Genomic DNA, 22,462 nt, shown 5'->3' with positions numbered 1-22,462 from the left:
AAGGACTTAACTTTAATGAAAAAAGGAATTACTACGCGCTTTAATATCTTTGCGAGTATAGCTTTGTGGGCTATTAGTTTGTTGTGTACGTTAATGACATTTGATGTAGGAAATACATATCAAACGAATAGCCTTATTGATATTTATATACACTCGTTCACAGTAAAAATGGCGCTACTACTAGCAATGTGGATTATAAGCGCCTGTATTTTGTCAGCACTGTTTAAAGAAATTTGGAACCGTTTAATTTCTGATATTTTCAACCTGCGCTTAATCCATTTTAACGAGTCTTATACCTTAAGTGTTTTAATAACATGGCTGGTATTGATTTAAAGCTTTGCACTTAAATTGTGAGTAAGCTATAAAACGTGATCAACATTTAGCAATACTTATTTTGCTAACGTAATAACTGACCACTAAACATATATTATTTACTCACCCAGCGCGCTTTAAAACCCCGTGTATCAACATGTATAAATGCGCCGCGGTGCGACTTAGGCCCGTAAACACCTAAACCGCCTAATAAGCCTTTGAATGACTCTCGCTTAGCAAGCGACTCCACTATACCAGCCATCGCCTGTGCATCGCCAATAGAGTGCTTACCGTCGTTGTTTATGTCATCCATACGGTAGTCGCCATCGTTATCTATAAATATATCGGCAGCGTCGCCAAACACATGGCGGCTAAGCTTTACATTACCAATGGCTTTATTGTAATAAGGGGTGCGGTAACCGCTCATTACCACCATATTTTTAACTGGTATGTTTTCTAAAATCAGCTCTTTGCGTATTTTTTCAAGTTTAAGTAACAACTTGTTTTGTAAAAATAAGTATTTAGGGTGTTTACTTCGTTGCTTACTCACAAATTCTTTAAGAGAAAAATGCGGTGATATTTTTGTATTTTCGTTCTCAGGTGTCACCTTTACAAAGCCATTGGGCACTATGTAATGCTCACTGTCTTTAATTTGCGAAGGTTTTGGGTAATGACCAATATGGTAATATTTAAGCTTTCCACCTTGTACTTCATCTGCAGGCACTTTTACAAACACATTAATTGTCATGCGCTGCTTTTTGTCGGGGGATTCAATAATGACCTGTGTTAAACCTGGCTTTTTAGGTGCCCGCCACTGCCATCGGTTTGTATCAGTTAAGGTGGCGTTGCTGTCGTCATTAATAAACGAATAGCTGCGTTTTGATTGTGCGTAAAGTACTTCAAATTCAACCGCTTCATTAGGCATCACAAAAACAGAAAACACCGAATAAGGCATTACTATGTCGTTAATTTTTAGGCTAAATTCTGCATCTTCAAAATTTGCTTTATTTTGAATATTAACGCTCGGGTGCACTTTTTTTACAGGCTCTGCAGCATAACCACCTAGGCTTACGCAAAGCGCTAGTACACACCCTAAAATACATGGAATAAACGGCATAAATCCCCTCATAATCTATTTTATTAATGCAGCAATAACTGATTGCTCTTCGTCATTAAGTAATGCTTTTGTGTCGTGCTGATAAATATCATCTCTAAAATTAACGAGCATGTCCTCATCAACCCAGGCCGTCCAATACACTAAATGAATAGGTAACGGCTCATCTAAATGAAACGTTTGCGTGGTGTCGTTTACCCTAGCTTCATCCATTTGTTTTAATGTGTGAGTTTCACCTTGGTGCTTGATTATTTCACGCGCTAAAGAAAATGGCTTTTCGACTCGAATACAGCCATGCGATAACGCACGCTGTGTTTGCCCAAAGCGTTGCTTTGCTGGGGTATCGTGAACATAAATGGCTTCAGGATTTGGAAACAAATACTTCACTTCGCCAAGTGGGTTTTCATCCCCTGCACGCTTAACTAAAAAATGATCAAACTGATAGGGTTTAATAGCCTGCCAATCGATATTGCTGGGGTTTACTGTTTTAGAGTCTAGGTAACTATTTTTTCTTACTTCGATATTATTTTTAGCAAGGTAGTGAGGATCTCTTGCCACCTTTGGCGCTATTTCTTTGGTTGCAATAGAGGTAGGTATGCGCCACTCGGGATTTACAACAAACTTTTCGATTTCGTCACTAAAGGCTGGTGTTTTCCAACTTGGTTTGCCGACGATGACGTTATTTTGTAGTTTTACCTCGCCCGCTTTTACATACCGTAATGTGTACTCAGGTATGTTTACATAAACATATTGTTCATCGCTTGAGCCAGCAAAATTAGTAATACGATAAAGATTTAGCTTTAACTTATTTAGCTTCACCTTTGCAGGTACATTTAATTTAGCAACAGTGCGTTTGCCAACGCGTCCATCAACCTTTAAGCCATGGCGGCGCTGAAATTGCTTTACGGCCTGTTCAATTTGTTGATCAAAAGTACACTCCGCATCGGTACATGCATTATTTTTTAAATCACGCTCCTGGTATAAACGCTCTGCAAGCAAGTTTACCTCTTTACCTGTACTGCCTAATTCAAGCAGTTCACTTATTTGCAGCGGAATAAAACCACCATTGCTGACAATTTCTTTATACCAGTTAATTGCTTTTTCAGTACGTTCTATTAGTTGTGCTGCATTTTGATCAAAGTAGTAGTTTTGGTTGCTTTTAAGGTGCTGCTGCGAGCTATAGGTGATTAATGAAGAGCCTGCTAATGCAGTACTTTCAAGCTCAGAGGCGGCCAAAGCAGGTAAAGAGCTTATGCAAGCTCCCCCTATAAAAGCGGTGCTTAATGTGATGCTTTTTACCTTTTTAGACACTTGGTTTGAAAATAACCCCTTCATTGTGTACCTCCTCGCTAAATATCGTTGATAAATGCTTTTGTACTTACTGCTAATCAGTAACAAGAAGGTGCAACGCCAGTGCCAAACTTAAATATAACTTTAATCAATTGATATTAAACAAGTTTTAATATATTCCATTTTTAATACAAGCAGGTTTAGTGTATCGCATTGTGTAATTAATTTGCTGTAGTGTGTAAAGTTGCCACAGCAATTAATCCTTTAAAAAGGCTAAAAAACCACGTTCATAGCGGCTTAAATATTTTGTTTTTCGTGGTAAAGATAATGACTCTCGCCACGCAGTTTGGGTTTGCTCATCCTCTTTACACAAGGCAATTAAATCAGGATGAACATACGATTTACGGGCAATAGCTGGCGTGTTACCTAGCTGTTCAGACACGCTCTCGAGCATACTTTTTAAGCTAAGTGCACCTTTTGCTTTTACTAGTTGCTTAAAGGCAATAACACTGGCTCGCCAAGTTCTAAAGTGCTTAGCGCTAAAGTCCTCGCCCATTATTTGTTGAATATACTGGTTAATTTCACTAGAGGTTACGTTTGTGCGCTCTCCATCGCTAATATATTGAAATAAATGCTGGCCGGGCAAATCTTGAAGATCTTTAATTACATGACTAAGCACTCTGTCGGTTATGTTTACCTCGCGCTCTTTGCCCGATTTAGCCCGATACCGTAGCTGTATATTTTTACCCGTCAGCTTGGCATGGCGTGTACGCAATGTGGTGGCGCCAAAGCTTTTGTTCTGCTTTACATTTCGCTCATTCCCAACTCTCAAAGCGCCTAGGTCCATAAGTCTAACTACCGCAGCCAGGGTTCGCTCTACACTGAGCTCATCTCCTTGTAAATCGTTTTCTAAACGGGCACGTAAAAGGGGGAGCTTGTTGCCAAATATACCGCACGATTGATATTTTTTAGCCTCCTGCTGGGCTCTAAACTCAGGGTGATAACGATACTGCTTGCGACCTTTGCTATCAAACCCGGTAGCTAAAATATGGCCATTTTCTTCAGGGCAAAACCAGACATTTTTATAAGCGGGCGGAAACGCTAACGCATTTAAACGATCAATCACTTTTTGCTCGTTAATTTGCTTGCCTATAGGGTCAAAGTACAGCCACGTTTTGTTTTTGCGCTTACGAGTTATACCGGGTAAATTATCATCTACGTAAATCAGTTTCATTTGCGCTCCAAGCAACTTAAACCATTTTTAACAAATGTATCACTGTAAAATAACCTTAAACTGAACAACGTAATTGATATATAATCAAAAATTCAATAATAATATAAAAAAGCTCGCGTTTAATTGCCTGGTTCAGCATATAAACAGCACCTTGTGGCTCAGTTTAGCCATGCTTAAATCTGGTCAAAATACACGCAAATAATAACCTCCCCTTCAAAAATGTGCTGTTTAAAAGGAGCATACAATGGCATTTGATTATGGTTCTATTGATCTAGGATTAAAAAACCCCTTTAAACTAGAGGGTAAAGTAACTGCAGCAAGAGGTCTTGTTGAGTCAATTACAGGCATCAGTTTACTTGTTATAGCTGCAAGCTCGGTGAAAGAAGATACCACCGCAGGCTGGGTTTTAATGCTGTTTGGCATGTTCATTTTAGCGCTGGGTATTCGCTCTTTATCAACGGGTATTTATGCTACCTTAAAATACTTTGTTGGCAGGAATCACCCCACTTCGCTTGCGTACAACTTTAGTAAGTCAGAAAGCTCTACAGCGCAGGAAGAAAAAAATGAGGTTGCCTATAATGCTCAATCACTTGAAGAAATGCTGGTTGGTCGTAAAAACAGTACTTTTAAAGAACCAAACGGCTTTTTATCTCGTTTGTTACACAGCTTAATCCCCAAACTATTATTTTTACCTTATCCTATACGCAATGTCGCACAGCGGTTATTTGGCTCGTGGGTGAGTACGCTTGTTGCACTCGTTGCTTATGGGCTTGTTGCCTTTGTTTCGTTGTCGGGCTTTACCGGCGAAGCCGGCGAATTAGCCTTTCCGGTTTACAGTGCTATTTTGATGTTTTATGTGCTTTTTTCTTGGCGTTCGAGTAGCAAGCCGATTTCTCGCAATGCTGAAAGAAACATTGAAGCGCTGGGAGGCGGGACATTAGCTAAAATTATTTCGTTGTCGTTTATTTTGCCTATTGTTATTGGTCTGTCTATGTCGTGGTTGATGCAAGAGCAGCATATCAGCAAGCAAGAAATAGACACATGGCTGGCGCAGCTGCCAAACTTACATGCTGGCTTGTACCTGATTGCTATTATTATATTAGCAACGTTAAGCTGCACACTTGTATTTACAATGGTTAAAGCACGCTTAAATACTGTAACCCCTAGCGCAGAAGTATCAGAATTACGTGAAAACTGGCAAGAGTCTGTTCACCCTGATGAAGTATTTATAAACCTTGATAACCTTGTTATGGCAAATAGGCGCTACAAAGAAGTGCCAAATAGAGTTTACCGCGAGTTAGACCCAAAACTGCAAGAGCAAATTGAAGGCAAAGGCGGTTTTAGAGGCGAAATGATTCAAGAGGTACAACCTAAACTTCACACTGTGGAGCTTGGAAAAAACTTTACCCTCGCAAGATTAGTTTCACTCATAAGTGCTAATTTACTTTATATTGTGGCGTTAGTATTAACGGTATTGTTAGCCTATTCATTAATAGATATTTATTACTATATAGATAGCGCTAACATTAACAATCTACAACAAGCGTTTAATAATCAAAATGTTACACAGTTTAGTAGCTTACTAATGAGCAGTGTTCATATTTTAATAATAGCAGTGATAATTAAAGCTTTTGCGCGCTTACTGGCTAACTGCGCACACTTATTTTTTGCTGAAATGCAGTTTGAATCATTACTAGTTTACTTCAAATGCGAAGGCACATTTACTGAGTCAAAAATTTCAACAGGAACCGGTATTCACGATAGCACTCGCTCTGAAAACACCTTAGTGCGTAGCAGTATAACGCCTTGGGTCATTGTCTCTCGTGTTATTTCGAGCACATTTGCAGCTACTGGCATGAAAAACCTTGAGCACCCTCGCCATATTATGGAAATGCATAAAGACGAAGGTCAATTACAAGCGATTAAAAATGATGTGATAGCCTTTCTAAAAGACCGCGAATCAATCGCTTCAATTACCAGTGAACGCGATTTAGGCAATGCATCACAAATACATCAACTAAACCAACAGACCCGTGCAATCCCTACTCAGCAAGCTATAACGAAAGAGGATGAAGAGGCTGCAGGCTATTTAAGGCAAGAAGAAAACTCAACGCCAGAGCCCAAAGCTTAACAATCGCTTTGTTATATTTGTAAGCGCTAACCGGCCTCGCGGTTTTTAGCCTAACCAACAAGGTTACAAACCGCGCACCACCTACTAACTGTTTAACCCTTTTTGTAAACACCACCTTGTTAAAAATTGGGTGTGTATGTGCCATGCTGTTAACGTATTTTTAATTGTTTTTCACTTTATTGAATCATTTATACCTATTTGACTAATTAATTCTAAATTTACGCATAAACTCCTTGCTTTATGCGCTAAAAACCAAATAATGAAGCAATTATAATCTGGGTAAGAATGAGGAAAATGAGCTATATACTAACCACCCAATGTGACGATGATGTAGGCCTAATTGCCAAAATTACTGGGCTTTGCCACGCGCACAATTTAAATATTACACGTAATAACGAGTTTGTAGATAAAGACGCCAAACGTTTTTTTATGCGCACTGAGCTAACGGGCGAACCACAAAACGACTTTTTATCGCAATTACGCGCATTATTACCTGAGGGTGCACAACTTGCTCTGCATGATGATACAAAAACTAAAGTGGTGCTGCTTGCAACAAAAGAAGCGCATTGTTTAGGGACTGTACTACTCAAGCAATTTGAGCAAGCGTTAAATATTGAAGTATTGGCTGTAATCGCCAATTACCCAGATTTAGAACCACTAGCAAAAGGCTTTAATGTACCTTTTCATGTTGTCTCACACGTGGGCCTAAGCCGTGCAGAGCATGATAAAAAAGTAGGTGATTTAATTGCCTCTTATAACCCAGACATTATTGGCTTGGCAAAATACATGCGCATACTAAGCCCAGAATTTGTGGGCCGGTTTGAGAACAAAATTATTAATATTCACCACTCATTTTTACCGGCCTTTATTGGCGCTAAACCGTATCATCAAGCATTTGAGCGCGGCGTAAAAATTATTGGTGCCACAGCTCACTTTGTAAATAATGAGCTAGATGAGGGCCCTATTATTTTACAAGACGTCACTAGCGTAACGCACGCTAACACCGCTGAAATGATGGCTAAAATGGGTAAAGACGTAGAAAAGACTGTATTTAGCAAAGCGCTTCAGCTTGCCTCTGAACACAAGCTATTTATTAACGGTAATAAAACCGTGGTATTTAGCTAATACCAATCCGCATAATTAAGTGATCTATTTTGAGGATAGATAAACGTGTTGATAGCAAGGCAAAAAATTCGCTATTTAGTTGCTCTCGGCAATTGCTCCTGCATTGCTCTACCTTCTGCATCCATGCAGTCGTAAATGAGAATTTTTTAACGCAGATAGTGACACGTTTAACCCCTGAAAATGATTAAGTATTATTGCGGATTTGTATAAAACCCCTTTTACATACTATAAAGCCAGCAAAAGGGCTCTTCCCTTTTGCTGGCTTTTTTATGCCAATTAACGTGTTAAGGCGTATAGTAAATAGGTGATTCAGGCCCTACTGGCAGCCCTAAAGCAAATACCCATACGTAAAATAAAATAACCCAGCCAATAAAAAACACGATGCTGTATGGCAGCATAGTGGCTACTAACGTTCCTATGCCCATGTCTTTTTTATATTTAACCGCCACCGCTAAAATAAGTCCAAAGTAGCTCATCATTGGGGTGATTAAGTTAGTTACAGAGTCACCAATACGATAAGCCGCTTGAATAGTTTCTGGCGCGTAACCAATAAGCATAAGCATAGGCACAAAAATAGGTGCTGTAATCGCCCACTGCGCCGATGATGAGCCTAAACTCAAGTTCACCAATGCACACATTAATATAAACAATACAAATACTTCTGGACCAGTTAGGTTTAAGGCCTGTAACAGGGCTGCACCGTTAATTGCCAAAATAGTGCCTAAATTAGTCCATTTAAAAAAGGCCACAAACTGTGCGGCAAAGAACACTAAAACAATATATAAACCCATTGAGCTCATGCTTTTACTCATTGCGTTAATAATGTCTTTATCGTTTTTCATACTGCCAACAACACGCCCGTAAACAAAGCCTGGCACACTAAATGTGACAAATATTATGGCAACTATGCCTTTTAAAAATGGTGAGCCTGCTACCTGGCCTGTTTCTGGATGGCGTAAAATGCCATCGGCGGGAATAATCGTCCAAGCAAATAGAGATAGCACTACTAATAGCGCGACGCCCGCCCACTTTAAACCGGTTTTTTCAAGCGCGGTAAGTGTATCAATATTGTTTTGTGATAAGTCGATGCTGGCTTCATCTGGGTTGTATTTACCTAAACGTGGCTCAACTATTTTTTCGGTAACCAGTGTACCAAGGGCGGCTATAAGTAATACCGATATCATCATGAAATACCAGTTAGCCTCAGCCCCAACCTCGTAATTTGGGTCAATCATTTGTGCGGCAGGTGTTGTGATACCCGCTAATAGTGGGTCTATTGTACCGAGTAGTAAATTAGCGCTATAACCACCAGACACACCAGCAAATGCAGCCGCTAAGCCAGCTAAAGGGTGGCGCCCTAAACTATGAAATATCATCGCTGCAAGCGGTATTAAAACCACATAACCAAGCTCTGAAGCCGTGTTAGACATAATGGCTGCAAACACCACCATAAAGGTAACTAAGCGCTTTGACGCGCCCATAACCATGCCTCGCATCGCAGCAGAGAGTAAACCTGAGTGCTCAGCAACACTTACCCCAAGTAGTGCCACTAGTACGGTGCCTAAGGGCGCAAAACCGGTAAAATTAGTAACCAGGCCTGCCATAATACGCTGTAGCCCCTCAGCACTGAGTAAGCTAACGACCTCAATCACGCCATCAGGTGCACGCCCTGCTGCGCCAACAGGCCTTGGGTCAACGGCGCTTAATCCGAACCAATCTGCTATACCACTTATCAACACAATTGAAACTGCAAATATCGCAAATAAAGTAATGGGATGCGGAAGCATATTTCCTAAAAACTCAACGGTTGCTAAGAAGCGATTAAACAAGCCGTTATTGTCTTTAGGTTGATTATTAGGTGAGTGTGTGGAGTCTGTCATACTTAGCTCTATAAATTACAAAATTGCGCTAACCTAGCATTGTTTGCAAAAGAGATCATGTATAAAAGGTAAATGACGTGTACATTTTAAGTGTAAAATTAAGTTGTGTAGAGACGAGCAGGCTTTTTAATTAAACGTTTTACAAGCTAGGGCGATTTAATAGCTGAAAATAAAACGCCCTCACTTTTATATTATATTTATGCTTGCTCTATTGGCTCTAACTGTAGTTTAGCGGCAATTAAAACAGCCTGTGTACGGTTATAGACCCCAAGCTTTCTAAAAATAGCAGTAATGTGTGCTTTTACGGTTGCCTCTGAAATATGCAATTCGTAAGCTATTTGTTTGTTTAGTAACCCTTCATGCAGGTATTGCAATACACGGTATTGCTGCGGCGTGAGCGAGGCGACTTGTGCGGCAATTTCTCTGTCCTCTCCTTCTATTTCAGCTACTTTATTTTTTAATTCGTTTGGTAGCCACGTATCGCCTTCAAGTATTTGGTTAATAGCATTGGCAATATCATCTGAAGACGATGACTTAGGAATAAAACCCATTGCACCATAACCCATTACCTTAGAGACTATGTTGATGTCTTCACTCCCTGAGACAACCGCTATGGGTAAACTTGGGTAGTCTTCGCGAATGCGGATCAGGCCATATAAATCACCATTGCCTGGCATGTGTAAATCTAGCAGTAATATATCAAGATCTTCTTGTTCGCTGAGTACTTGCAATGTGCTGTCAAAATCTGATGATTCAAATACCTCTAAATCGTCAAACTTAGCACTTAATGCTCCCTTTAGTGCCTCACGAAATAACGGATGATCATCCGCTATTAAAAACTGACTCATGGTTCGCTCCTAATAAATTCGGCCGCCAATAAGGTATAACATACTTACTGACAGCCGATATACTACGTTTAGAATCAACTTGTAATCAAGTTTTTAACGCGCATTTAACGATTTAATCGGTTTTCTATGAGCTCATCTACCACGGTTGGGTCTGCAAGGGTTGATGTATCCCCTAGCTGTTGATGCTCATTTGCGGCTATTTTACGTAAAATTCGACGCATAATCTTACCTGAACGCGTTTTCGGTAAACCCGGCGACCATTGAATCATATCAGGGGAGGCAATCGGGCTTAGTTCTTTACGTACCCAATTACGCACTTGCGTTGTGAGCTCGTCACTGACAGTAACGCCTTCGTTTGGCGTAATGTAAACATAAATACCTTGGCCTTTAATATCATGCGGGTAACCTACTACTGCAGCCTCTGCTACTGCTTCGTGGGCTACCAGCGCGCTTTCTATTTCAGCGGTGCCTAAGCGATGCCCTGATACATTAAGCACATCGTCTACTCGCCCTGTGATCCAGTAATAGCCATCTTCATCACGACGACAACCGTCACCTGTAAAATAAACACCAGGGTAAGCACTAAAATAGGTTTGTTCAAAGCGTTCGTGATCGCCATAAACAGTACGCGCTTGTGATGGCCAGCTATCTAATATAACTAAATTACCGTCAACCGCACCTTCAAGCGTATTTCCCTCTGCATCAAATAACGCGGGTGCAATACCAAAAAATGGATGGGTTGCTGAGCCAGGTTTTGTTTGGGTTGCACCCGGCAGTGGGGTGATCATAATGCCGCCTGTTTCAGTTTGCCACCACGTATCTACAATTGGGCAACTAGCGTTACCAATATTTTCGTAATACCAAGCCCATGCTTCTGGGTTGATAGGTTCACCCACCGAGCCTAAAATACGTAAGCTTTCACGCTTTGAAGACGCGGTTGGCTCATCACCTTTGGCCATTAACGCACGAATAGCCGTTGGTGCAGTGTATAAAATGGTGACGCCGTGCTTATCAATCACCTCACCCATACGCCCTGCTGTTGGATAGGTAGGCACCCCTTCAAATACTACTTGTGTACAACCATTAACCAATGGACCATAAGCAATATAGCTGTGCCCTGTGATCCAACCCACATCGGCGCTACACCAATATACGTCATCCTCTTGTAAATCAAACACGTACTCGTGGGTCATTGATGAGTAAACTAAGTAACCACCTGTAGTATGCACAACCCCTTTTGGTTGACCGGTAGAGCCCGACGTATACAAAATAAAGAGTGGATCTTCTGCATTCATGGGCTCTGGTTCGCACTGCGCAGGTAAATCAGCAACGAGATCGTGCCACCAAATGTCATGCTCGTTCCAATCAACTTCGCCACCGGTTAGCTGGTGTACAACAACATGTTCAATTGTTGTAACAGATTCTTGGGCTACCGCCTCATCTACATTAGCTTTTAATGGTACACAATTGCCCGCTCTGCGCCCTTCATCAGATGTGATCACCACTTTAGCGCCTGAGTCTTTAATACGGTCAGCAATAGCTGAAGGAGAAAAACCACCAAATACAACCGAGTGTATGGCGCCAATACGCGCACAAGCTTGCATGGCGTAAATTGCCTGCGGTGTCATTGGCATGTAAATAGCTACTCGATCACCTTTTTGTACGCCTAGTTTTTTTAAACCGTTGGCAAAGCGCGCCACTTCATCATGTAATTGTTGGTAGGTAATGTTTTCACTTTGGTTTGGGTTGTCCCCCTCCCAAATAAGCGCCACTTTATCAGCTTTGGTTTTTAAATGGCGATCAATACAATTGTAAGAAGCATTTAAAACGCCGTCTTCATACCATTTAATATCTATATGGCCTTTATCAAATGAGGTGTTTTTAACTTTGGTATAAGGAGTAAACCAATCTAAGCGCTGGCCATGTTCACGCCAAAACCCTTGTGGGTCATCAATCGACTGTTTGTAGAGTGTTTTATATTTATCGTTATCAACTAACGTCGTTTTTTCAATATGTGCAGGAACAGGATAGATACTTTGTGACATCTCAGTCTCCATTTTAATAACTTGCCATGAATTAAGGATTACTCAGCAGTACTTTATTAAGTATTAGACCTTAGTTGTACAACCCTTCTAATTGCCGTTTTGTGGTTTATAATCACGCGGCTCATGACTTTTTTACATAGAAATACAATATGTTAAATATAAGTAAGTGGTCACTAAATTACTCTTAAACCTTCGTCTTATAGACCAATAGGTAATTGAGTAAATTTTGCACATATTTAAAAGTGGTTTCGAGCATTAAAATAATGTGACCATGCTACTCAAACCTTTATTTAACGGATGAATTCATAGCGTGAAGCAAAATAAGTAAAAGTTTTGTTCGTAAGTAATACCAGTAGCAAGTAATACATTTGAACGTATAAAAAGCAACAAACAACAAGTAGCCTTTAAAGGACACCACAATGAAATTTACCCCATTAAAAACTCTTGCAGCGAGCGCTGTGTTATGTGCCTTAACAAGCACAGCTTGTGCGGCAACTGCAGCTAAAGTAGGCAACACAGAATTTACTTACGGCGGATACATTAAGCTTGATACTATGTGGAGTGACTACTCTGCAGGAGCCCCTTCTGGTTCAAGTGTAGGGCGTGACTTCTATGTACCAAGCACAGTGCCCGTAGGCGATGATGCTGATTCAGATGCTGTATTTGATATGCATGCACGTGAGTCACGCTTTAACTTTGGTACTTCCACATTAATGGATAACGGTAAAACAGTTAAAACTAAAATTGAGCTAGACTTTTTAGCTTCTGCCCCTGGCGGTAACGAGCGTGTATCAAATTCTTATGCTCCACGTATTCGTCATGCATTTGTAACTTACGACGGTTGGTTATTTGGCCAAACATGGTCAAACTTTCAAAACGTAGGTGCACTTGCTGAAACGCTTGATTTTGTCGGCCCAGCCGAGGGCACTGTTTTTGTTCGCCAAACACAAATTAAATACACAACAGGCGCATGGTCGTTCTCTTTAGAGAACCCAGAGAGCACTATTACCACTCAAGGTGGCGCGCGTGTAGAAACAGACGATGCATCACTTCCTGATTTTACTGCACGTTACACACATAACGCCGACTGGGGTAACTTTGTAGTTGCAGCACTTGCTCGCCAACTTACTTATAAAGTAGGCGATGTGGACGCTGATGAAACTTCATTTGGTATTAGCGCTTCGGGCCGTGTAAATTTTGGTGAAGACTACCTTAAATTTATGCTTACTCAAGGTAAAGGCCTTGGCCGTTACGTGGGCTTAAATGTAGCACACGGTGCAGTACTTGATGGTGATGAGTTAGATGCAATTGACTCAACCTCGGGCTTTGTTGCTTATCAGCATAAGTGGACAAGCCAGTGGCGCTCAACTTTCTTATATTCTTTCTTTAGTGCTGATAACAACACTGATTTATTAACCATTTCGGGTGACCCTGTTGAATCAAGTCAAAGCTTCAGTGCAAACATTTTATACTCACCCGTTAAACGTTTGACATTTGGTGCTGAGTTTAAGCATGCCGAGCGTGAAACTGAAAGTGGTATTGACGGAGATTTAGACCGTTTACAGTTTTCTGTTAAGTACAACTTTTAATTAAGCATATTAATAACACCAAAGCGGCTTAGGCCGCTTTTTTTAGTCTTTGAAAAAAGACTGAACCAGCGCTATTTACTATTAATCAGCGTAAACTGTACTTTAGCAACGTTTACATCAGTTGTAGTAGAGTGATTAGCTGTTAAATCGTCTGCTAACGTGAGGCATTAAAAATGTTTAGTAGCAAATTTTAAAGTAACTAATTGACTAACATATTAAATCGTCTAAATAACGATTTAGCTAAAAGCTCAGTAGAACTTGTAATTCAATCCCCTATCCCACTTAATATAATTGTTGCCTTAACATCAAACTAAGTAGCTATTAAGGCGCTAAAATTCCCAAACTATCAATAATTTCTGGTAAGCCCTAATTATTTTGTTTATATAACAACCTTGTTATTGAAAATCACTCTCATTTAGATTATGTTATGCACTTCTTTTTTGAACCTATTGGAAAAACACATGTCGTCCCAACAAATTTTGCGTTTATCTAAGCTTAGCCTTATTACTTCACTTGTTTTATCTGGTCATGCATTTGCACAAGAAACTACAACAAATACAGATGATTCATTAGAAAAAATAGCGGTATACGGCCAGCATCATAAAAACTACATCACTGAAGATGCGCAATCTGCTACAAAACTAGGCCTAACAATCAAAGAAACTCCTCAAAGTATTTCTGTTGTTTCTCGCGCTTTAATGGATGATTTTTCACTAGATGATATTAACTCAGTGCTAGAAAGCACGCCTGGCGTAACTGTAGAGCAAATAGAAACAGACCGTACTTATTTTAAAGCCCGCGGCTTTGAAATCACAAACTTTCAGGTTGATGGTTTAGGTATCCCACAAAGTTCAGGCTCTATTCAAGGCACTTTAGATACTTCTATTTACGACCGTGTAGAAATTGTACGAGGCGCAAACGGCCTAATGACAGGTGCAGGTAACCCTTCTGCCACTGTAAATATGGTGCTAAAAAAACCAACCTACATAACACAAGCTCACGCATCTTTATCTTACGGCTCATGGGATAACAAGCGCTTAGAGCTCGATTATTCTACACCGATTAATGATGATCACGCTGTGCGTGCAGTTTTCACAAAGCAAAAATCTGAGTCATACCTTGATCGTTACGAAACAGATAAAACAATTGGTTACCTTGCCTACGAAGGTAAGTTAACTGACGATACAACGTTAAGCATCAACTATGTTAACCAACAAAAAGATGCCGACAGCCCTCTTTGGGGAGCATTGCCTCTTTACTATACCGATGGCACAGCAACAGATTACGACGTATCTACAAGCACTGCAGCTGATTGGTCATACTGGGATAATAGCGCAGAGCAAGTCTACGTAACACTTGAGCAAAACTTATCTGCTACATGGGTTGCAACGGCACGTTATGCACACATAGAAAATGAGCAAGACTCAGAGCTATTTTACGTATATGGCACACCCGATAGCGAAACTGGCCTTGGTTTAACAGGTTACGCAAGCCGTTACGACTACGAAGACAAGCACGATTTGTTTGATTTATACGCCAGCGGTAAATTTGATTTATTTGGCCAAGAGCACGACCTATCATTTGGTGTTAGCCAAGCAAAAATGGATTACAATGAGCAGTCACTTTATGATTACACCACGGGTAATGGCTTCCCAGCAATGCCTTCGCTTGACACGTGGGATGGTGTAATACCTGAAGCAACCCTTGCTGATGGTTTAAACGGCAGTGAGATAGAAAACAAACAGCAATCTGCCTATATATCTACTCGCATAAAATTAAGCGCACCGTTAAGTGTACTTGCGGGTGTACGTTACACAGATTGGGAAACATCAGGAACAGCTTATGGTGTTGAGCAAACCCGTGACGATAGTGAAGTTATTCCATATGTTGGAGCTGTATACGATTTCAATGAATCACTTTCAGCTTATGCAAGTTACACTGAAACGTTCGTACCGCAAAAAGAGCTAGATATTAATGCTGAGCAATTGGCGCCTATTACAGGTAAAAGTAGCGAAATTGGTTTAAAAGCACAGCTTTTAGATGACCAAGTATTTGTCACCTTTGCCTACTTTGATGCAAAGCAAGAAAACCTAGCCGTTGCATTACCTGATTCATTACCAGGCGATACTCGTTATTATGGTGCTGATGGTATCAACAGTGATGGGTTTGAAATAGAACTAAGTGGTAAAGTAACCGACGATTTAAGTGCAAGCATCAGCTTTAGTAATTTAAGTATTGAAGGTGATGATTTAGTTGAAGATTACACACCAGAGAACCAGTTAAAACTTGCTGCAACTTATCAAGTTCCGTTTGTTGAAGGCTTAACATTTGGTGCTAACTACCGCTGGCAAGATTCTGTTAGCCGCGTACAAGTTGAAGATGCAACCGGTGCCGCCCTTGTAACCACTAATCAAGATGCTTACGGTATTCTTGATCTGATGGCTAACTACAAAATCACAGAAAACGTAGGTGTTACTTTTAACGTAAATAACACCACAGACGAAAAGTACCTACACAGCCTTTACTGGGCTCAAGGTTACTACGGTGCCCCGCGTAATTACGCGCTATCAGTAAACTGGCAGCTATAATACCCTCTATGATATGAGGCACTTTTAAAGCACAGCTTTTAAATTTAACGGCACTTTTTAGTGCCGTTTTTTTAAAGTTACAATACAAAAAGGCGCTAACCATTGCTGGTTAGCGCCTTTTAAAGCTCGGGTCAAATCAAGCTTAGAGAACATTTAACACTTAAAGATCAGGCTCATCACCTAGTACGTCTTCGCCATCTTCTGGCTCAACGGTTGCTTTTAATAGCAACATATCGCGTAATTTACCTTCAATCTCATCAGCAATTTCTGGGTTTTCTTTCAAAAACTTAATAGAGTTTGATTTACCTTGGCCTACTTTATTGCCATTGTAGCTGTACCAAGCACCTGCTTTTTCAACAATTTTATGCTTAACACCTAAATCAATTAACTCACCTTGTTTAGAAATACCTTCACCATACATAATGATGAACTCAGCTTGCTTAAATGGTGGTGCAACCTTGTTTTTAACCACTTTAACACGGGTTTCGTTACCAACTACCTCATCGCCTTCTTTTACAGAGCCAATACGGCGAATATCAATACGAACTGACGCGTAAAACTTAAGTGCATTACCACCAGTTGTGGTTTCAGGGTTACCAAACATTACACCAATTTTCATACGAATTTGGTTAATGAAAATACATAGCGTATTTGAGCGTTTAATATTACCTGTAAGCTTACGTAATGCTTGCGACATTAAACGTGCTTGTAAGCCCATGTGCGAATCACCCATATCGCCTTCAATTTCAGCTTTCGGTGTAAGTGCAGCAACAGAATCGACAATAACAACATCTACAGCACTTGAACGTACTAACATGTCACAAATCTCAAGAGCTTGCTCGCCGGTATCTGGCTGAGAAACTAATAGCTCATCAATGTTAACACCTAACTTTTGCGCGTATACCGGATCTAGAGCATGCTCAGCATCAACAAAGGCACATGTTTTGCCCTCTTTTTGTGCTTGTGCGATAACTTGCAAAGTAAGCGTTGTTTTACCAGATGACTCAGGGCCATACACTTCAACAATACGCCCCATAGGCAAACCACCTATGCCTAAAGCAATATCAATCCCAAGTGAGCCTGTAGATACAGCATCTATGTTTAGGGCTTTGTTATCGCCCAACTTCATAATTGAGCCTTTACCAAATTGACGCTCAATTTGTGATAGTGCAGCGTCCAGCGCTTTTTGTTTATTATCGTTCATTCTGTTCTCCAAATCCGGCTAATGCGAACAAGTATACTGTATGAAATCACAGTATCAAGTTAAATTTATAACTTTATCTTATCGATAGTGCTTTTTAATGCAAATTCAATAGCTTGCATTCTAACTTGTGCTCTATCTCCCTTAAATATTTGCTTAAACGTAAATTGTTCATTGGCAATTTGTATGCAAAACCACACAAAGCCTACCGGTTTATTAGGCATTGCTCCGCCTGGCCCTGCGATACCCGAAATAGCAATTGCAATATCAGCTTTGGCAGCGCTTGCGGCACCAAAAGCCATCTCTTTTACGGTTTGCTCACTTACGGCACCAAATTGCTCAAGCGTAGTATCAGCCACATTAAGCAGCTCATGCTTAGCTTCATTACTATAAGTAACAAATGCGCGGCCCAAATAAGCAGAGCTGCCAGGTGTATCTGTCAGCGCATAACTCACCCCACCACCAGTACATGATTCAGCGGTAGTGATCCATAAGCGTTTATCCGTTAAAATAACGCCCAATTGCGCAGCAAGTGTTTTAATCTCTTGATGTAATTCCATATTCAGCCTTTGGGTAAATACATGTCGTTTGATCTTTATGCACCGCACACTATAAAACAACAAACCCCTATGATGCAGCAGTATCTAAAAATTAAATCTGAGCATCGCGATATTTTATTGTTTTATCGTATGGGGGATTTTTATGAACTCTTTTTTGACGATGCTAAACGCGCGGCCCAATTACTTGATATTTCGCAAACGCATCGTGGTAAAGCCGGTGGCGATCCTATCCCTATGGCGGGTGTTCCTTATCACGCAGTAGAAAACTATTTAGCACGTTTAGTGCAAATGGGCGAATCAGTCGCTATATGTGAGCAAGTTGGTGACCCCGCAACCAGTAAAGGGCCTGTTGAGCGCAAAGTAGTGCGTATTGTAACACCAGGCACTATTTCAGATGAGGCGCTTTTACAAGAGCGACAAGACAACCTGCTTACCAGCGTATGGCAAAATAAAAAAGGCCTGTATGGTATTGCCTACCTTGATATAAATTCAGGGCGTTTCAATATAGTTGAAGTGAACACCGACGAAGCGTTTACTTCAACCCTACAGCGTTTAGCTCCTGCTGAGCTTTTATACTGTGAAAGCTTTGAAAGCACACATTTAATTGAACATATAAAAGGGGCACGCCGACGCCCTGAATGGGAGTTTGACTTAGATACCGCTCAACACTTACTGTGCGAGCAGTTTGGCACCAAAGATTTAGTAGGCTTTGGTGTAGATAAAGCGCATGCTGCTTTGGTCGCTGCGGGTTGTTTAATGCAATACGTAAAAGATACACAACGTATTGCCCTGCCTCACATTCGTGCTATTACACTTGAGCATAATGAGCATGCCGTTATATTAGATGCTGCAACACGCAAAAATTTAGAGTTAACTGTTAATTTATCAGGTGGCTTTGAAAACACCTTAGCTCAGGTACTCGATAAGACTGCCACAGCCATGGGATCACGTTTACTTAAACGCCGTATTCATACACCTGTGCGCAATAAAAATGAACTTAACTCACGTTTAAATGCTATTAGCGCTATTTTAGATGCGCAGTTATATGGCGAGCTACACGACTCATTAAAAGAAATGGGTGATATTGAACGCGTAATAGCACGTCTTGCTTTATGCACCGCACGCCCGCGCGATTTAACTCGGCTACGCAATGCCTTACAAGCACTCGCACCACTGCACGCATTATTAAACGATGCTAATGATGAGCGTATCGCCAGCATTGTTCGCCATTCTCCAGAGCTACCTGAACTACAAGCTTTACTTGAGCGCGCTGTAATTGATAACCCACCAGTACTCATTCGCGATGGGGGCGTTATTGCACCAGGCTACAACAGCGAGCTCGATGAATGGCGAAACTTGAGTAAAGGCGCTACTGATATACTTGAGCAACTAGAGCTTAGAGAGCGCGAGCGCACGGGGATCAGCACATTAAAAATTGGCTATAACAAGGTACATGGCTTTTTTATCGAAGTAAGTCGTGCTAATTCGCACTTAGTACCTGCTGATTATATTCGCCGCCAAACGCTTAAAAATAATGAGCGCTATATAATACCTGAACTAAAAGAGCATGAAGATAAAGTACTAGGCAGCCAATCAAAAGCGCTCGCACTTGAAAAACAGTTATACGAAGAGCTATTTGAATTTATAGCACCGCATATTGAACAGCTGCAAATGATGGCTAGTGCATTGGCCGATTTAGATGTACTCAATAACCTAGCAGAGCGAGCACAAACGCTTAATTATGCAAAACCACAACTATGCGATGATGATAATATAAGTATTAAGCAAGGTCGCCACCCTGTGGTTGAGCAAGTAATGAAAGAACCTTTTATTGCTAACCCTGTGGAGCTAAATAGCCAGCGTAAAATGTTGATTATTACTGGTCCTAACATGGGTGGTAAATCAACCTATATGCGTCAAACAGCACTTATCGTATTGATGGCGCATATTGGCTGTTATGTCCCTGCTGATAGTGCAAAAATTGGTAATATTGACCGAATATTTACTCGCATTGGCGCAAGCGACGACTTAGCCTCTGGTCGCTCTACTTTTATGGTAGAGATGACAGAAACCGCCACAATATTAAATAATGCAACTGCGCAATCTTTAGTATTAATGGATGAAATAGGCAGAGGCACCAGTACCTACGATGGCTTATCACTTGCTTATGCAACCGCTGATCATCTGGCACAAAAAATATCTGCTAAAACATTATTTGCTACGCATTATTTTGAATTAACAGAACTTGCAGAGCAAAAAGCGGGGTTAGTGAATGTGCACTTAGATGCCATAGAGCACAACGACACCATTGCATTTATGCATACTGTACTTGATGGTGCAGCAAGTAAAAGCTTTGGGTTACAGGTTGCAGCGCTTGCTGGTGTGCCAAAGGCCGTAATAGCTCAAGCAAAGCAAAAGCTTAAAATGCTCGAAAACCACCAAAGCGTGACTGCTCCAAATTCAGAGCAGCAAGCGTTTTCTTTTGCTAATGAGTTACCTGCGCCACAGCCATCAGAGGTTGAGGAGCAACTCAGTGCCATTGACCCTGATAATCTATCGCCGCGTCAAGCACACGAATTACTTTATAAATTAAAAGCGCTGCTTTAAGCGCTGCTTTAAGCGCTGCTTTAAATTTAATTTGGCATAAAAAAAGCTGAAGGTTTTATCCTTCAGCCTTTAAACACATAGACAGTCTAAGTATGAGTTACGAGAACTGGTCAAACAAACTTTCTGTGCTTAACCCCTCTTGTTGTAAAATATCTTTTAAACGACGCAGTGCCTCTACCTGAATTTGTCTTACGCGCTCTCGCGTTAAACCAATTTCACGGCCAACATCTTCAAGTGTTGATGGCTCGTAGCCTAGTAAACCAAAGCGGCGCGCTAATACTTCACGTTGTTTAGGGTTTAACTCACCTAACCAATCAACAATATGTTTGTTAATATCGTTGTTTTGTACTTCACCTTCAGGACCTGCGCTTTTTTCATCGGCAATGATATCTAAAAGAGCGCTGTCGTTTTCACCACCAATTGGCATATCAACTGAGGCTATTTTTTCGTTTAAGCGTAGCATTTTAGTTACGTCTTCTACGGGTCTACCTAGGCACTCAGCAATTTCTTCAGCGGTAGGCTCATGGTCTAGCTTTTGAGTTAGCTCGCGTGCTGTACGCAAGTAAACATTTAATTCTTTAACTACATGGATTGGTAATCGAATAGTGCGCGTTTGATTCATAATAGCGCGTTCAATTGTTTGGCGTATCCACCAAGTTGCGTAAGTTGAAAATCTAAAACCGCGTTCAGGGTCAAACTTTTCAACAGCGCGAATTAAACCTAGGTTACCTTCTTCAATTAAATCTAAAAGTGCTAAACCTCGGTTATTATAACGGCGGGCAATTTTTACAACTAAACGTAGATTACTTTCAATCATACGCTTGCGAGATGCTTCACATCCACGTAGTGATTTGCGGGCAAAAAAGACTTCTTCTTCAGCGCTAAGCAGGGGAGAGAAACCAATTTCTCCTAAATATAGTTGGGTCGCATCGAGGTTTTTAGTTACTTCCTCTTTTGCAAATATCTCTTCTTCGTTCTCTACCTCTTCAAGTAGGGCTGCAGTTTCCTCTACTGCGGTGTCATCAAATTTTTCGTCGGTGGTGTTTTTGTCAAGTTTTGCTGCGTTAGCCATAAGCCTTCTCCCGAGCAATTATCAATACCTAGAAATTAGGGAAGGTATTTAGCAGGATTGACAGCTTGCCCACGGTAGCGAATTTCAAAACGAAGCGCAGTGACCGAAGATTCTGACTTGCCCATTTCTGCTATTTTTTGTCCTGCCTTAACTTTCTGCTTTTCTTTAACAAGTAGTTTCGAGTTGTGTGCATAAGCACTTAGGTAATCATCATTATGTTTCAAAATGATTAAATTACCGTATCCTCGAAGCGCATTACCCGCATACACCACCGTTCCTTGTGCTGCGGCTAAAACTGAAGCCCCTGTACGGCCAGTAATCTGTAAACCCTTGTAACCGTTTTCCTTATTAGAAAAGCGTTTAGTCACTTTGCCCTTTGCAGGCCAAAACCACTTTACTTTACTGCTCGACGAAGGTTTAGCATTACTAACTATTTCATTGGCTTGTTTTCGAACATACTCTCGTTGTTTCGGCTGATCAAGACTTTTCTTTAATTTTTTGTTACTTTTTTTCTGTGTTTTATTTTTAGTGCTTTTACTCTTATTTGAAGAGTTTTTAACAATACTATTTTTATCATTGGCGGTTAGGTCAATAACCTGGCCAGGGTAGATAACATAAGGTGATGGAATTAAATTGTTTTTTGCAAGCGCTCTAAAATCTTTTCCTGCGCTAAAGGCAATCGAATAAAGTGTGTCACCTTTTTGCACCCTGTATTTACTACCATGAATGTTAACAGCTTTTTGAAAATCGTTAACATTACTATTTAAACTACTTACTGGAGCTGGCGCGTTCCGAGATGAGCAACCATGGAGTAAAACTGCTGCAAATACAATTAAATAAAGTGAAAATCGTTTATTCAACAGGTT

At 40.7% G+C, this 22,462-nt stretch carries 16 protein-coding genes; 6 read left to right on the top strand and 10 right to left on the bottom strand.

Annotated features, from left to right (window positions below):
• Window positions 1-15: 15 nt before the first annotated feature.
• The gene (locus AN393_RS03810; protein WP_055015386.1) at window positions 16-333 is read left to right on the top strand and encodes a hypothetical protein; all 318 of its coding nucleotides are present in this window, start codon (window positions 16-18) and stop codon (window positions 331-333) included.
• Window positions 334-427: 94 nt separating this feature from the next.
• On the opposite strand, the gene AN393_RS03805 is transcribed toward AN393_RS03810, so the two are convergent.
• The 3 genes from AN393_RS03805 to AN393_RS03795 all read right to left on the bottom strand — a co-directional run bounded on the left by AN393_RS03805 (window position 428) and on the right by AN393_RS03795 (window position 3,950).
• Window positions 428-1,429 (bottom strand): D-Ala-D-Ala carboxypeptidase family metallohydrolase, encoded by a 1,002-nt coding sequence (locus AN393_RS03805; protein WP_055017363.1) that lies wholly within the window; start codon window positions 1,427-1,429, stop codon window positions 428-430.
• Between the two features lie 15 nt (window positions 1,430-1,444).
• Window positions 1,445-2,761, bottom strand: coding sequence for a murein L,D-transpeptidase (locus tag AN393_RS03800; RefSeq protein ID WP_055017362.1), 1,317 nt, complete (start codon window positions 2,759-2,761; stop codon window positions 1,445-1,447).
• A 211-nt stretch (window positions 2,762-2,972) separates the two neighbouring features.
• On the bottom strand, window positions 2,973-3,950 hold the full coding sequence (locus AN393_RS03795; RefSeq protein WP_055017361.1) for a DNA topoisomerase IB: 978 nt from the start codon (window positions 3,948-3,950) through the stop codon (window positions 2,973-2,975).
• A 244-nt stretch (window positions 3,951-4,194) separates the two neighbouring features.
• On the opposite strand from AN393_RS03795, the gene AN393_RS03790 reads away from it, so the two are divergent.
• Window positions 4,195-6,081: a hypothetical protein gene (locus AN393_RS03790; protein WP_055015390.1), complete on the top strand. Its 1,887-nt coding sequence runs from the start codon at window positions 4,195-4,197 to the stop codon at window positions 6,079-6,081.
• Between the two features lie 294 nt (window positions 6,082-6,375).
• Window positions 6,376-7,206 carry a formyltetrahydrofolate deformylase gene (gene purU / locus AN393_RS03785; RefSeq protein WP_055015391.1) on the top strand — a complete coding sequence of 277 codons (831 nt, stop codon included), beginning with the start codon at window positions 6,376-6,378 and terminating at the stop codon, window positions 7,204-7,206.
• Between the two features lie 284 nt (window positions 7,207-7,490).
• Here purU and AN393_RS03780 read toward each other — a convergent pair whose 3' ends face one another.
• The 3 genes from AN393_RS03780 to acs form a co-directional block, all read right to left on the bottom strand.
• On the bottom strand, window positions 7,491-9,086 hold the full coding sequence (locus tag AN393_RS03780; protein WP_055015392.1) for an AbgT family transporter: 1,596 nt from the start codon (window positions 9,084-9,086) through the stop codon (window positions 7,491-7,493).
• 197 nt (window positions 9,087-9,283) lie between these two features.
• Window positions 9,284-9,934 (bottom strand): response regulator transcription factor, encoded by a 651-nt coding sequence (locus AN393_RS03775; protein WP_055015393.1) that lies wholly within the window; start codon window positions 9,932-9,934, stop codon window positions 9,284-9,286.
• A gap of 104 nt (window positions 9,935-10,038) precedes the next feature.
• Window positions 10,039-11,979, bottom strand: coding sequence for an acetate--CoA ligase (gene acs, locus AN393_RS03770; protein ID WP_055015394.1), 1,941 nt, complete (start codon window positions 11,977-11,979; stop codon window positions 10,039-10,041).
• 419 nt (window positions 11,980-12,398) lie between these two features.
• Here acs and AN393_RS03765 point away from each other — a divergent pair, with 419 nt between their 5' ends.
• Together AN393_RS03765 and AN393_RS03760 are read left to right on the top strand one after the other, a co-directional pair.
• Complete coding sequence (locus tag AN393_RS03765) at window positions 12,399-13,568, top strand: DcaP family trimeric outer membrane transporter (RefSeq protein ID WP_055015395.1); 1,170 nt, start codon at window positions 12,399-12,401, stop codon at window positions 13,566-13,568.
• 461 nt (window positions 13,569-14,029) lie between these two features.
• Entirely contained in the window at window positions 14,030-16,156 is a 2,127-nt protein-coding gene (locus AN393_RS03760) for a TonB-dependent siderophore receptor (RefSeq protein WP_055015396.1), read from the top strand.
• Between the two features lie 160 nt (window positions 16,157-16,316).
• Here AN393_RS03760 and recA read toward each other — a convergent pair whose 3' ends face one another.
• Both recA and AN393_RS03750 read right to left on the bottom strand, forming a co-directional pair.
• Window positions 16,317-17,360, bottom strand: coding sequence for a recombinase RecA (recA, locus tag AN393_RS03755; RefSeq protein WP_055015397.1), 1,044 nt, complete (start codon window positions 17,358-17,360; stop codon window positions 16,317-16,319).
• Between the two features lie 65 nt (window positions 17,361-17,425).
• Window positions 17,426-17,917 carry a CinA family protein gene (locus AN393_RS03750; RefSeq protein WP_055017360.1) on the bottom strand — a complete coding sequence of 164 codons (492 nt, stop codon included), beginning with the start codon at window positions 17,915-17,917 and terminating at the stop codon, window positions 17,426-17,428.
• A 21-nt stretch (window positions 17,918-17,938) separates the two neighbouring features.
• Here AN393_RS03750 and mutS point away from each other — a divergent pair, with 21 nt between their 5' ends.
• A complete protein-coding gene (gene mutS / locus AN393_RS03745; RefSeq protein ID WP_055017359.1) occupies window positions 17,939-20,524 on the top strand; it encodes a DNA mismatch repair protein MutS in 2,586 nt (861 codons plus the stop codon).
• 97 nt (window positions 20,525-20,621) lie between these two features.
• Here mutS and rpoS read toward each other — a convergent pair whose 3' ends face one another.
• Both rpoS and AN393_RS03735 read right to left on the bottom strand, forming a co-directional pair.
• The gene (rpoS, locus tag AN393_RS03740) at window positions 20,622-21,596 is read right to left on the bottom strand and encodes an RNA polymerase sigma factor RpoS (protein WP_055015400.1); all 975 of its coding nucleotides are present in this window, start codon (window positions 21,594-21,596) and stop codon (window positions 20,622-20,624) included.
• Between the two features lie 35 nt (window positions 21,597-21,631).
• Complete coding sequence (locus AN393_RS03735) at window positions 21,632-22,456, bottom strand: peptidoglycan DD-metalloendopeptidase family protein (RefSeq protein ID WP_055017358.1); 825 nt, start codon at window positions 22,454-22,456, stop codon at window positions 21,632-21,634.
• Between the last annotated feature and the right edge of the window lie 6 nt (window positions 22,457-22,462).

Origin of the sequence: Pseudoalteromonas sp. P1-25 (assembly GCF_001401805.1) — a bacterium.
Classification (GTDB): Bacteria; Pseudomonadota; Gammaproteobacteria; order Enterobacterales; family Alteromonadaceae; genus Pseudoalteromonas.
This window is presented reverse-complemented; position numbering and strand designations above follow the sequence as displayed.